Below are 12,795 nucleotides of genomic sequence, written 5' to 3'. Positions count from 1 at the left end.
TGTGGGGCGAGGACATGCGCAATCGCCAGCAGCACGAGACGGACACCGGCCACCAGCCCTCCGGCGGCGGTATGAGCGGCGCGCAGCGCCGCGCCGAGATAAGCGCGGATAGCAGTGCATCGGCCTGTCCCCGGCATCTCCAAGACACCGTTGGCGAATCCAGGAAGTTGTGTCTACGGGATCTGCGGGGCATGAGGAAAGCTGTGTCGGTTCAGCACTCGTCGGCAAAGGGGGCCAACTTGCGCAGCCTGTTGGCCCGGTGGTCCGTGTGTGCGAGTACGGGGTTGTCTGTCCTGGGCCGATAGGTGCCGTGGCGGTGTGTCAACGAGGGCGGGAGGTCAGGGCCTTGTTCGAGGGCTTTGAGACTAGGCGGGTCCAGGTCGATGAAGCATCGATTTTCGTTCGCTACGGTGGGGAAGGGCCGCCGGTGGTGCTGCTGCACGGCCATCCCCGGACATCTGCGACCTGGCATCGCGTTGCCCCGTTCCTCGTCCGACGCGGTCTCACCGTGGTCTGTCCCGACCTGCGGGGATACGGCCGGTCCAGGGGTCCGGCGCATACCGCACACCACGCGGGGTACTCCAAGCGGGCCGTCGCTGGTGACGTGGTCGAGGTGATGCGCTCCCTCGGTCATGCCCGGTTCGCGCTCGCCGGGCACGACCGAGGAGGTAGTGTCGCGCTGCGTCTTGCCCTCGATCATCCCGACGCGGTCTCGCGGGTGGCGCTGATCGACTGTCTGCCCCTCACCGAGCACCTGTCCCGCATCACGACCGAGTTCGCCACGCAGTGGTGGCACTGGTTCTTCTTCGCCCAGCCGGACATCCCCGAGCGGGTCATCAACGCTGATCCGGACAGCTGGTACCACGGTGACCCCCAGAGCATGGGGCAGGAAAACTATGACGAGTGGCGCGCGGCCACGAGAAACCCCGACGTGGTGCGGGCGATGCTGGAGGACTACCGGGCCGGTCTCACCGTCGACCGGCGGCACGAGGAGGACGATCGCGCGGCCGGGACACAGATCCAGTGCCCGGCGCTGATCCTCTGGTCACTCCGGGACGACCTTGAGGATCTGTACGGGGACCCGGTGAAGATCTGGCGGCAGTGGGCACCGAACGTACGCGGCCACGGCATCGACTCCGGGCATCACGTGGCCGAAGAGGCTCCAGAAGCGCTCGCATCTTCCCTTACGGATTTCTTCGCCGGACGACCTGGATGAGAAGCCGCTGGACCGCCTCCCGCAGAGCACCGTAGGGAAGTGCTCAGCGCAGCAAAGGCGAATGACGGCGACGACGTGCCGACACCTGCTCACGCTGCGGCCACGTGGTGGACGCTGTCCCCGTGGACGGCGCCTTGATCAATGCCCTGCTGGGCAGAATCCGCTCTGCAGGCTCGCCGGATGCGGTCGTTGCGTGCGGTGGGTGCGGCGCCGTCCGGCTGCATGAGCGCGACGACGAGCTGTTCGCGATGCTGCTGGATCGGGTTCAGAAGCCTCACGCGCACGGGGAGACCAGTAGCTGCAGAGAGCCGCTTTCCGTCCGGGCAGCCCCCATGCCTGGCCGCTGCCGCTGTCACCGCTTGCGACCTTCCTTTCGAACCGCTGTAGCCGCCCTCACTCAGGGCCTGCATGAGATGCCCATGCTCTGGCGGCATTGACCGGAGGGGTTCGAAGCCGAAAGGTTTCCGGAGGCGGCTGGGTGGAGTGGTGGGGGAGTGTTGTGGATCTTGCCTATGTGTCGGAGCGCAAACTCTACGGGCGGCTCGGAATGCGGCCTTCGGCTGTGCAGCAGAGCGTGCAGGCTTCGCTGAAGGTTCCGCCGTTGATCGAGGTGTCGGGAAGCCGGAGCAGGGAGAGGGCGGCTGAGCCCATCGCTGCGCATGCGCTGGTGGAGAATGCACAGAGGATCATCGCCAGTCGCCGTGGGATCCGCTGCCGGTGCGGCGGCGGATCGCCCGGAGACTGTGCGAGGCGATCAGCCCTGAAGTGTGGGTGGTCGACGATGTGTCGTTTCCCAAGTGCGGCCCGGCGTCGGTGGGGGTGGCCCGGCAGTACTGCGGAGCTCTGGCCAAGCGGGCGAGCTGCCAGGTCGCGGTCAGCGTGCACGCGGCCCCCGACACCGCCTCGTGCCCGCTGGAGTGGGAGTTGTTCCTCCCTCAGGAGTGGGCGGACGATGACCGGCGACGGCAGCGGGCCGGGATGCCCGAGGAGGTCGGTCACGTGTCCAAGACGCACTTGGCGTTGGGGCTGCTGGACCGGCTGGCCGGCCAGAGACTGGCGGTGCCGGTGATCGTGGCCGATGCCGGTTACGGCCGCAGCGTCTCCTTCCGGCTCGCTCTGGAAGAACGCGGCTGGTCATACGTGATGGCGGTCGACCCAAAAGAGGTTGCCCGTCCTGGCCCCCCAACCCTGCCCCGCTACCGCGAGGTCGCCAGACATCTGACCGCGCTCGTCGACTCCGGTACCCGATTCGAGCCAGTGACCTGGCGTCAGGGCAGCAAGGGCACGACGACCTCGCGCTTCGCCGGGCTCGAGGTACGGACATCGGGCAAGGAAGCCACCCGAACCGCTCAGGAGGCAGCCGGCGGACGCAGCCGATGGAAGGGGGGTGCTGCCGCTGCGGACTTTGCTGGTCGAGCAGCCCATTGAAGCGGCCGGTCCGACTGGCTACTGGATGACCAACCTGCCCGCCACCACCGCGGTCGCCGACCTGGTGCGGTGGGCGAAGACGCGCTGGCGCATCGAGCACGACTACCGCCGTACTCAAGCACGGCCTGGGCCTGGACCACTTCGAGGGCCGCACCTGGCACGGCTGGCACCGCCACCTCACCCTCGTCACCGCCGCTTAGGCCTTCCTCACCCTGTGATGGCTCGACCCAAAATCCCAGACGCCGGCCTGACCCTCTACCAGGTCCTCGACGCCCTTCAAGACCTGCTGAGGTGCTGGACCGGCACCCGTACCACGTGCGGCCGCCCCCTGCCCAGAATCAGATCCAGAACCTAACGAAGCACCACTAGGGCACGTCGACGTCGTCGAAGAGCGTGAGCATCCGGGTCAGGACGTGCACGCACGCGTCCACGTCGGCGCCGGTGAGGTTGCCGCTCACCTGCCGTAGGGCCGCGTGTTCCCGGGCGTGGACCGCGGTGATGGCCGCCAGGCCGTCGGCGGTCAGCCGGATCAGCGAGGACCGCTGGTGGGCGGGGTTGGGGATGACCTCGACCAGGTGCTGCGCGGCGGCGTCGTTGACCATGCGCTGCACGAACTGCCGGCTGAGGGTCTGGGCGCGGCCCAGTTGGGGGACGGTCATGGGTCCGTGCTGACGCAGCAGGTCCAGGACGGCGCGTACGCCGACGGACAGCCCCTCGATGGACTCGGCCTGTTCCACCTTGCGGTACACCCTCCGGTACAGCGGCCCCACCAGGGCGAACACCTCCGTCAGTCGGTCGGCGAGCTCGTCGGGCGGCAGTGGGGTATCGGTGCCTGTCATGTTCCAAGGATGACACTTCGGTTGCCATCTTCCGACGATGATGACACCTTGGTTGTCATGTCTGCTTTCGCCGAGCACCCCGAGATGCTTTCGTTCGCGACCTCTGACGGCTCGCTCGCCTACCGCGACACCGGCAAGGGGCAACCGCTGGTGCTGCTCCATGCCGGCTTCTTCGATCACAGCATGTGGGACGACCAGACAAGGGCGTTCGCCCCGCACTACCGGGTCATCGCACCGGACGCCCGCGGACACGGTGCCTCCTCGAACGCGACCCGGCCGTTTCGTCCGGCCGACGATCTGGCAGCGCTGCTGCGCCGTCTCGATGCCGGGCCGGCGGTGCTCGTCGGGGTCTCGATGGGCGGGGGTACCGCGGTCGACGTTGCGCTCGAGCATCCGGAACTGGTGCGCGCCGTGGTCGTCAGCGGCGTGGGAACCAGCGAACCGTACTTCGAGGATCCCTGGAGCCTGGAGGTCCTGGGGAAGCAGAACGGCGCACTGGCGGCCGGCGACATCGAGGGCTGGCTGGACGGGCACGTGCGCTTCGCGGCAGGCCCGCACCGCTCGCTCGGTGACGTCGATGCGGACGTCGTGAACCGCCTGCGCGCGATGGCGTCCCGGACGATCTCCAAGCACGCGGCCGGCGAACCGGACTATCGCGTACCCGTTCTCCAGACCTGGCGGCGTGCGGCGTCCATCGACGTTCCTGTCCTGGCGATATGCGGCGCCCTCGACGTGAGCGACCACAGAGCGATGGCCGAGCGTCTGGTCGACGCGGTACCCGACGGCCGCGCGGTGTTCGTGGAGAACACCGCGCACTTCCCCAACATGGAGCGGCCGACCGAGTTCAACGCCCTCCTGGCCGCCTTCCTCGAAGCTCTTCCGCACCGGGGCCCGTCCGAGGCCGCGACTCGCCACCGGGTATGACGAGACGGCCAGGAGCCACCTCACCGGCCGGTACGGCGCCGGTCGTGGACCCGAGGCGGATCAACGCCCGTCGTGCCGCATGGCCTGCTCGCGAAGCGCGTGGACGAGCGCCGTGACGTGGGGCCGGTCACCGCGGCTGATCGCGGCGACGCCAATGTGCCGGGCCGGCCCCGGCGACCTGACCGGGACGGTGCACAGGCCCGGGATCTCCGGGGTGAGCGCGATGGAGGGGATCAGGGAGACGCCCACGCCCGCAGCGACCAGTGAGCGGGCGAAGAAGTAGTCGGTGGTGGTTCCGCGCACGTCCGGATCGAAGCCGGCACGCTCGGCGTAGCGCCGCAGGTATGCCTCGCTCTTCAGACAGCCGAGCACCCAGGGCTCGGTTGCCAGTTCGGCGAGGTCGAGCGCGTCGCGGTGGGCGAGACGGTGTCCTGGCGGCAGGACGACGTACAGGGGGTCCTCCAGGAGCGGCGTCCACTCCAGGCCGGAGCCGGGGCCCGGCCCGACGGGCAGCGGGCCGTCGAAATGGTAGGCCAGGGCGAGGTCCACGGCGCCCTGACGCACGAGCGGCAGGGAGTCCTCGGGTTCGCCTTCCCTGATGTGGACCACGGTGCGGGGATGGTCTGCCGTGAACCGGGCGAGGGCGGCGGGCAGCAGCAGTCTGCCGCCGCTGGTGAAGGTGGCGACGGTGAGCTGGGTACGGCCCGTACTGAGTTGGGCGACCCGCTGCCGTGCGTGTTCGAGTTCTGCCGCGACGGATTCGGCGGCACCGACCATGATGTGGCCGGCCTGGGTGAGGGTGACGCCGCGGGTGCTGCGGGCCACGACCTGCGTGCCGAGGCTGCGCTCCAGGGCGGCCACCTGCTGGGAGACGGCGGACGGGGTGAGACGGAGAGCCGTGGCCGCCCGGTTGAAACTCCCGTGCTCCGCCACCGTCCGCAGCACACGCAGCCGTTGCACATCGATCAACAGTTTTCCTTAATACCCGACCAGTAGATCAGCACTTCTGCTGATGACCGTAGGTCTCCAGGATGGGGGCATGCAAAAGATCTGCGTCATCGGCGGAAGCCGGTATGTCGGAAAACTCCTGGTGCAGCGTCTGCACAGCACCGGCCACCAGGTCACTGTGATCAATCGCGGCTCCACCTCGCCGCCCGTCGGCGTCGAGCACCTCGTTGTCGACAGAAACGACGAGGCCGCCCTGACGGCCGCGCTCGGCTCTCGTACCTTCGACGTCGTGGTGGACCAGGTCTGCTACACCCCGGTGCAGGCCGCGATCGCCGTCCGCGCCTTCGCCGGCCGCACCCGGCGCTACGTCATGACCTCCACCATCGAGGTCTACGACCCGGCGACCGCCGCTCTGCCGGCCGTGCCGTCGGGGACGCCGGTACCGGAGGAGACCCTGGACCCGGCCACCTGGCTGGTGGCCACGGACCTTCCCTGGCACGACGACGCGTACCTGCAGGCGCACTACGCCGAGGGGAAGCGCCAGGCGGAGGCCGTCTTCCTCCGCACCGGCGGCTTCGAGTTCGCCGGCGTGCGCAGCGCCCACGTCCTCGGCGGCGGCGCGCAGGAGTTCACCGGCAGGCTGGCGCACTACGCCGGGCGCATCACCCGGGGCGAAGAGATCACCGTGCACGCGAAGGCCTTGCCCACGGTCTTCATCCACTACCGGGAGCTGGCGGAGCTGCTGCTGTGGGCGGCCGCAGCCCACTTCACCGGCCCGGTGAACGCCTGCTCCGACGGCCCGCTCGACGTGTACGACCTCGCCGCGGTCATCGCCCGGCAGGTGGGCCGGGAGGCCGTGTACCGAACCGTCACGACGGGCGAGGAAGCTTCCCCGTTCTCCCTGGACCGCCACTACGCCATGAGCAACGCCCGCGCGAAGGATCTGGGCTTCTCCTTCTCCCACACCACCGACTGGCTGCCCGGCGCCGTTGTCGAAGCCCTCACCACCGACCCGTCACCCACCGCCTGAGGAACTGACGCCACCGTGCAGTACCGCACCATCGCCCACACCACCGTCAGCGCCATCGGCCTCGGTGCCATGCCGCTGTCCATCGAGCACCGCCCGGACGAGACACAGGCGATCGCCACCATCCACGCCGCCCTCGACGCCGGCGTCACGCTCATCGACACCGCCGACAGCTACCACTGGCACGCCGACGAGGCGGGCCACAACGAACTGCTGATCGCCCGCGCGCTGGCCGGCTACGGGGGTGACACCTCCGGCGTCCTGGTGGCCACCAAGGGCGGCCGTGGCCGTCCCGGAGACGGCAGTTGGACCGTCACCGCCACCCCTGCACACCTCAGACGAGCCGCCGAGGCCTCCGCCAAGCGCCTCGGCGTCGACGCCATCGGCCTGTACCAGCTGCACAAGCCGGACCCGGCCGTGCCCTGGGCGGAGTCCGTCGGCGCGCTGCGCGACCTGCTCGACGCCGGCACGATCCGCGCCGCGGGAATCTCCAACGTCACCACGGCCCAGATCCGCCAGGCACATCAGATCCTCGGCGACGGGCTCGCCTCCGTGCAGAACCAGTACTCGCCCGCCGTCCGCGACAGCGAGCCCGAACTACGGCTGAGCGCACAGCTGGGTCTGGCCTTCCTGCCCTGGAGCCCCCTGGGCGGCCTCTCGCGCAGCTCCCTCGACGGTCCCTCCGGCCCGACGTCCCTCGGCACCGCCTTCCACCGTGTCGCCGCCGAGCGCGGCACCAGTCCCCAGCAAGTCGCCCTGGCCTGGCTGCTGGCCCGCTCCCCGGTAGTGATCCCGGTACCGGGAGCCAGCCGTCCGGCCTCCATCACCGACTCGGCCAGGGCCGCGGACGTCACGCTGAGCGAGGAGGAGCTGGCGCGACTCGAGGACGTCCTGCCGTCCGACCAGAGGCCGCCCAGGGTCGGTCAATGAAGCAATCACCTTCCGAAAAGGGGCGCCTCGAAAGGCGCCCCATGTCGTGCTCAGATCTCAGTAAATACGGATGGATAAGATCTCGTGGACGTGACCCGGATTCCACGAGCTCCACTTCTGAAGGGTGACGGTTTCCAGCGTCGGGTCACTCAGGTTTCGCTGGAACTGCAGAGTCACGACGTTGTTCCCGGATTCCACCCAGTTCACGCCGTAGATGGCGACGGGCATCGATCCGGCATTGGCGAAGCAGAGCGTGTCGCGACCCTCGTTGTTGTGGATTTCGAGGTAGCCGTTCTCGTTACAGTCCGTACGGTTGATGGTCGGCCCGATGGCGGAAGCCGTGCTGGGCGAGGCCACGGCGGCCGTGGCGGGCACGATCGTGGCGGTCAGAGCGGCCGCGGACACTGCTGCTACGCCGAGGAAACGGCGCATGGAAAGCTTCATTCTCTTCCTCTCGCACGAGTAGCTGGAGCCCTCACCGTCTCACACGCCCCCATCCGGCAGAAAGCACTTACTGGCCATGTGCACGCACCCCTTGGCGCCCACGCGGAGCAGGGTGAGCGACACCACGTTTCAACCGGACGTACGAAAGTCTTGCCAGTTGGACAGGGTATTCAGCTGGCCGAGTTCTAAAAGGCGGAAGCCCCGATACCGGAAGAGCGGTCAGCAGCCCGCCGGCCGTCACGCAGATGATCAGCGGCGGAACAGAGATGACTCGTTGCCGGAAGTCAGCTGAAATTCGGGGAATACCAAGCCGTCCCACTTGGTCGCGGGAGGGGCTACCGTTCCCTCCATGCCTTCTGCGCTGGACACGCCCCAGGGAGCGGCCGAACTCGCCGAGTCCCTGCTCGCCCCGCTCGAACATCGCTGGCTGCACACCCAGGCCGTGGCGGTTCGGGCTCACCAGGTTGCCCCAGCCGTGTCCAGGGCGGACAGGGATCTCCTCGTCGCCGCCGCCTGGCTGCACGACATCGGTCACGGGCCTGAGGTGTGTGACACCGGGTTCCATGCTCTCGACGGTGCTCGACACCTTGAGTCGCTGGGTGCGCCGGCGCGTCTGGTGCGGCTGGTCACCCAGTACTCGGGGGTCGTGTACGAGGGGGAGCGGCGCGGGCTCTGGGCTGAGCCGGCGGTCCACGGGCGGGAAGACTCTGCGCTCCTGGACGCCTTGGTCTTCGCCGACATGACGACAGGTCCCGCCGGGCAGTCCGTCGACATCGACACCCGGATCGACGACATGCTGCTCCGGCACGAACCAGGCAGCGAGGTCCACAACGCGATCAGCAAGGCCCGGCCGTACCTGGGTGCCGCGGTGGAGCGCACCTGGCGGCGGTTCGCTGTCTTCATGTCGCTGCGACCGAGTCAGCAGGAGGCCATCGACGGCAGTGGCTGGTGGCCTCCGACGCTCTTCGCCGTGGAGCACCAGGATGCGGAACTGCTGGCCCGGCTGCTCGATACCGGCGCGGACCCCGACGAAGGAAACGGTGCGACTCCGCTCACGCACGCGATCGAGACGGAAGCCGACGTGGCACTGCAGAGCGGAGAGCCGCTCACCGTGGCCACGACTGCGGTGCTCCTCGCCTACGGCGCGGATCCGGCGCTGCGGGACAGCCGCGGCGAGACGCCGCTCGAGGCGGCGGAACGCAACGACCACGTCCTTGCGCTTCGGCTGCTGCGCAGGCATCTGCCAGGCGACGAGGTTCGGGTTTCGAATACCTCGTCGGCTCCTTGCTAGATTCGGCGCAACCCGGCATCGGCAGAGCGCCGATCACTCCGTGAAGGCGGATCACATCAGGTGCGAGGGGACTGCGCACGTCCGGGCACCGCCGTCTCACACAGCGCCGTCGCGTGGAGAGGGGAAGATGTGCAGGATCTGCCCGCGTCAGTGACGGAGCCCGACGGCTCCGTGGTCGTGCGTGTGCTCAGTTACAACATCCGCTCCATGCGCGACGACGTCGCGGCCCTCGCCCGGGTGATCCGGGCCTGCCGGCCCGACATCGTCTGCGTGCAGGAGGCGCCGCGCTTCTTCCGCTGGCGCCAGGCCGCCGCCGGCCTCGCCGGTTCCTGCGGACTCGTGTACGTCTCGGGCGGCGCCCCCGCCTCCGGCCCCATGATCCTCTCCTCGCTCCGCGCCCACGTGGAACGCACGGAGGACGTCCTGCTTCCCCGTACCCCCGGCCTGCACCAGCGTGGCTTCGCGACCGCCGTGCTCCGGTTCGGCCGGGCCCGGCTCGGGGTGCTGAGCTGCCACCTGAGCATCGACGACCGGGAGCGCTATGAGCAAGGACGGCTGCTCCTCGACCGGCTGTCCGCCCTGGACGCGCCGTACGCCGTCGCCGCGGGCGACCTCAACGACCGGCCCGACGGCCGTACCTTCGGCCTGCTCGCGCACGCCCTGCGGGACGGCTGGGCGACGCAGCCGTGGGGGCGTGAGCACACCACCCGGCTGGGCGACCCACTGCAGCGGATCGACGCCGTCTTCGTGACGGAGGGAGTCCAGGTGCTCGGGTGCGGAGTGCCGATGGGGCTGTCGGGGGTCGAGGAACGAGACCTGCGGGCCGCCACGGATCACCTACCGGTGCTGGCCGCCTTGCGGGTGCCCGCCGCGTAATGCTGTGAAGGCCGGACGAGCGCCGGGCGACCGGAGCCGTTCAGAAGGCGTAGCGGATGCGCAGCCAGGGGGTGTGGGCCGCTACCAGTGTGCGCAGGGCCTGGACGGCCTCCGCTTTGACACGGTTGGTGTAGCGGACGTTCAGTGCGCCGTTCTCGGAGCGTTTGCCCTGCTGGAGGGCGGGCTGCCACAGCACCTCCTCGGCTCGGGGGTGCCAGCCGAGGTTCACCTCGTGCAGTTCCCGGTTGTGCGTGAGCATGATCACTTCGCAGGCCGCCTGCCGCTTGACCCGGTCGGGCAGTACGTCGTCGAGCTGCCGGAGGACCTCGGTCCAGGCCTCCTGCCAGCCGGGGCGCAGCACCACGGGGGAGAGGTTGAAGTGGACCTCGTAGCCGGCGTCCAGGAAGTCCGCCGCGGCGGCGATCCGGTCGTCCACCGGTGACGTGCGGATGTCCAGCAGCCGCGAGTCCTCCGGAGGCATCAGCGAGAAACGGATGCGGGTCCGGCCCCGCGGGTCCAGCGCGAGCAGGTCGGGATTGACGAACTTGGTGGCGAACGACGCCTTCGCCGAGCGCGACTGGCGGAAGAACCGCACGAGATCGGCGGTGTTGTCGCTGATCAACGCGTCCACCGAGCAGTCGCCGTTCTCCCCGATGTCGTAGACCCAGGCTGACTCGTCGCACTGGTTCGGTTCCGGTTTCCGGCCCTGGCGTGCGATGTGCCGTGCCAGATGGGCGATGATCGCGTCGATGTTGGTGAAGACGGTGACCGGGTTGGCGTACCCCTTGCGGCGCGGCACGTAGCAGTATGCGCAGGCCATGGCGCACCCGTTCGAGGCGCCGGGGGCGATCCAGTCGGCGGACCGTCCGTTGGGCCGTGTGGTCAGCGTCTTCCGCTCGCCCAGTACCAGCGTCTCCCCCTTCACCCGCACCCATCGGTCGACGTTGCCCTCGTTGCCGTGCAGCCCCGGGATGCCCCAGTGGGAGGGCACCTCGACCACCTCCGCGTCCGGGAAGCGGGCGAGGATCTCACGGCCGCGGGCGGAAGCGGCGGCGGCGGGCTCCGCGTAGACGATCCGCACGGGCAGCAGACGGCGGGCCGCGGGGGAGTCACGGAAGAGGGGGCGGTCCTGCGCTCCCCGTTCGCAGGAGTCGTCGTGTCCGGGCGTACCGTCCTCGTGCGGGGGCGCGCCGGAGCCGAGCGCGTCCAGCCCGAACAGGGCGTCGGCGCCGTCGGCCGGTCGGGCGGAGTGGTGTCGCATGCGTGCTCCGCTCGCGGTGGTGTCGGGGCTGAGGGCCTCACTCCACTGTAGGGGGCTGCCACGGCTACGACGCGTACGGGACACCGCGCCCGGTGCGCCGGACGCGGAGGTCCGTGAGCGGGGCTCACGCGTCGTGGAGCGGGTCGTGGCCCCAGTTCATCAGCGAGTGGCGCCACCGCGTGTCCCGCACCTCTCCGGACGGGCGCTGGGCCAGGTGGCGGCGGACGTAGCCGACCACTTTGCGCATGTGTGCGTAGTCCGCGTCCGAGAGGTCGCCCTTCTTCTTGTGGAGGATCTCCACGATCGTGCGGCCGGAGGCGTGACCGGTGGACTCACCCCCGTCCTTGTGCTGCCCGGCCGCCCGGGACTCCTCCGTCGCCAGCCATTTCTCCAGGGCGGACGGTGTCATGTTCACCAGTTCGCGGAAGGCGTCCCAGATCTCGCGGTGCTCGTCGGAGCCGGCCACGCCGGTCTACTTCTTCTTCCTGAGGGCCGACGGCTTGTGCACGGCCGTGCGGCCCGACTTGTCACTGCGCACCTCGTACTGGGGGTCGCCGGGCGAGGCGTCCACGGTCCGGCCCGCCGCCTCGGTGCGCTCGGTGATCTTCTTCTCCACGGTCCCGGTGGTCTCGCTGCCGTGGCTGCGCCAGGCCACCTTGTCACCCTTGGACGGTCCGTCCTTCCCCGAGGAGCCCTTCGCCTTCGCCATGGTCGTCCTCCTGCTGCGCTGAGGTTCGCGGGTGGGGCACTCCCACCTTGCAGCCGAGGGCCGGCCGCTGCATCCCCAGGAACCCCCAGGTCGGACACCGCCACGATGACACAGCGCGTCGGTCGACCCCACGACGTCCCCGCATCTTGGGCGGACAAGGGCCACCACGGCGGCGTCCCCTCCGTCCGGGTTCCCCTCACGGCCGTCCCACAGCGCGCCGCAGGGCGAGCGCCGCCGCCCCGTCGCGGACCGACGGTCGTGCGGGGCCACACATCCGGCACCCGCTACTCCCCGGCGAACGGCCAGAGCATCGCGGTACGCACAGCCACCTCCGGCGTCTCCGGCACCAAGCTCAGCTTCCTGGCCGCCGACCAGGCGGGCGCGCCGCCCCAGCGTCGTCAGAGGTCTGACCACCAGCGGGTGTTCAGGTGCCGCGCCGGCTCGGAGTGGACACGGGCCTTGCGCGGCCTTGAGCGAACCGCGGTCGCCTGGCCCGCACATGCTCACGGGCAACGCGGCGTGCACCCCGGTCGGCATGCCGCCCTGGCGGGTGCCGTGCATGACACCGTAGCGCCGGCGGATCACGGCAGCGTCGCCGACCCCGTACACGTCGGGGTGGGACACCGACCGCAGCGCGGCGTCGGTGAGGATGCGTCCGTGCTCCTCAACGGCCAGCCGGGCGGCGGCTGCCAGGGGCGCCACCACCCGTGCTCCGCCGGTCCACAGGACCGCGTCGGCCGCGACGCTCTCCCCGCCCGCTGGCTCCACCGCGTCGGGCAGTACCTTCACCACCTCGACGCCGGTGCGCACCCGGACGCCCAGCCGGTCGAGCGCGGCGCGCAGATACGTCCTCGCCCTGCGGTTCACGGCCGTACCGGGCTCCTGTCTGCCCAGCACGGAGG

At 69.8% G+C, this 12,795-nt stretch carries 12 protein-coding genes and 2 pseudogenes; 7 read left to right on the top strand and 7 right to left on the bottom strand.

All coding sequences use genetic code 11. The features are described from left to right. Window positions 1-346: 346 nt before the first annotated feature. Window positions 347-1,216: an alpha/beta fold hydrolase gene (locus IEZ20_RS32635; RefSeq protein WP_189305364.1), complete on the top strand. Its 870-nt coding sequence runs from the start codon at window positions 347-349 to the stop codon at window positions 1,214-1,216. Window positions 1,217-1,909: 693 nt separating this feature from the next. Beyond that, window positions 1,910-2,895: pseudogene (locus IEZ20_RS32630) on the top strand (IS701 family transposase); the annotation flags it as partial. 114 nt (window positions 2,896-3,009) lie between these two features. Here the strand turns inward: IEZ20_RS32630 and IEZ20_RS32625 are convergent. Then, complete coding sequence (locus IEZ20_RS32625; protein ID WP_189305362.1) at window positions 3,010-3,483, bottom strand: MarR family winged helix-turn-helix transcriptional regulator; 474 nt, start codon at window positions 3,481-3,483, stop codon at window positions 3,010-3,012. Window positions 3,484-3,540: 57 nt separating this feature from the next. Here IEZ20_RS32625 and IEZ20_RS32620 point away from each other — a divergent pair, with 57 nt between their 5' ends. Continuing rightward, window positions 3,541-4,407: an alpha/beta fold hydrolase gene (locus IEZ20_RS32620; RefSeq protein WP_189305360.1), complete on the top strand. Its 867-nt coding sequence runs from the start codon at window positions 3,541-3,543 to the stop codon at window positions 4,405-4,407. 60 nt (window positions 4,408-4,467) lie between these two features. On the opposite strand, the gene IEZ20_RS32615 is transcribed toward IEZ20_RS32620, so the two are convergent. After that, a complete protein-coding gene (locus IEZ20_RS32615; protein ID WP_189305358.1) occupies window positions 4,468-5,376 on the bottom strand; it encodes a LysR family transcriptional regulator in 909 nt (302 codons plus the stop codon). A gap of 70 nt (window positions 5,377-5,446) precedes the next feature. Between IEZ20_RS32615 and IEZ20_RS32610 the strand changes: the two genes are divergently transcribed. Continuing rightward, window positions 5,447-6,385: an NAD-dependent epimerase/dehydratase family protein gene (locus IEZ20_RS32610; protein ID WP_189305356.1), complete on the top strand. Its 939-nt coding sequence runs from the start codon at window positions 5,447-5,449 to the stop codon at window positions 6,383-6,385. Window positions 6,386-6,400: 15 nt separating this feature from the next. After that, window positions 6,401-7,312, top strand: a complete 912-nt coding sequence (locus IEZ20_RS32605) for an aldo/keto reductase (protein WP_189305354.1) — start codon at window positions 6,401-6,403, stop codon at window positions 7,310-7,312. A 57-nt stretch (window positions 7,313-7,369) separates the two neighbouring features. Here the strand turns inward: IEZ20_RS32605 and IEZ20_RS32600 are convergent, their stop codons facing one another. Then, window positions 7,370-7,756 carry a beta/gamma crystallin domain-containing protein gene (locus IEZ20_RS32600; protein WP_229896384.1) on the bottom strand — a complete coding sequence of 129 codons (387 nt, stop codon included), beginning with the start codon at window positions 7,754-7,756 and terminating at the stop codon, window positions 7,370-7,372. Window positions 7,757-8,105: 349 nt separating this feature from the next. On the opposite strand from IEZ20_RS32600, the gene IEZ20_RS40630 reads away from it, so the two are divergent. Both IEZ20_RS40630 and IEZ20_RS32585 read left to right on the top strand, forming a co-directional pair. Continuing rightward, the gene (locus tag IEZ20_RS40630; protein WP_308434712.1) at window positions 8,106-9,047 is read left to right on the top strand and encodes an HD domain-containing protein; all 942 of its coding nucleotides are present in this window, start codon (window positions 8,106-8,108) and stop codon (window positions 9,045-9,047) included. Window positions 9,048-9,197: 150 nt separating this feature from the next. Continuing rightward, on the top strand, window positions 9,198-9,923 hold the full coding sequence (locus tag IEZ20_RS32585; RefSeq protein ID WP_229896383.1) for an endonuclease/exonuclease/phosphatase family protein: 726 nt from the start codon (window positions 9,198-9,200) through the stop codon (window positions 9,921-9,923). Between the two features lie 40 nt (window positions 9,924-9,963). Here IEZ20_RS32585 and IEZ20_RS32580 read toward each other — a convergent pair whose 3' ends face one another. The 4 genes and pseudogenes from IEZ20_RS32580 to IEZ20_RS32565 all read right to left on the bottom strand — a co-directional run. Further along, window positions 9,964-11,184, bottom strand: a complete 1,221-nt coding sequence (locus IEZ20_RS32580) for a spore photoproduct lyase family protein (RefSeq protein WP_189305350.1) — start codon at window positions 11,182-11,184, stop codon at window positions 9,964-9,966. Between the two features lie 124 nt (window positions 11,185-11,308). Next, window positions 11,309-11,650, bottom strand: coding sequence for a DUF3140 domain-containing protein (locus IEZ20_RS32575; protein ID WP_189305348.1), 342 nt, complete (start codon window positions 11,648-11,650; stop codon window positions 11,309-11,311). A gap of 6 nt (window positions 11,651-11,656) precedes the next feature. Next, window positions 11,657-11,893, bottom strand: a complete 237-nt coding sequence (locus IEZ20_RS32570) for a hypervirulence associated TUDOR domain-containing protein (RefSeq protein ID WP_189305533.1) — start codon at window positions 11,891-11,893, stop codon at window positions 11,657-11,659. 504 nt (window positions 11,894-12,397) lie between these two features. Beyond that, window positions 12,398-12,790: pseudogene (locus IEZ20_RS32565) on the bottom strand (FAD-dependent oxidoreductase); the annotation flags it as partial. Window positions 12,791-12,795 lie beyond the last annotated feature (5 nt).

The sequence above is a fragment of the Streptomyces cinerochromogenes genome, assembly GCF_014648635.1.
In the GTDB taxonomy this organism is placed as follows: Bacteria; Actinomycetota; Actinomycetes; order Streptomycetales; family Streptomycetaceae; genus Streptomyces; species Streptomyces cinerochromogenes.
Note: the sequence above shows the minus strand (reverse complement) of the source record. Positions and strands in the feature narration are given on the sequence as shown.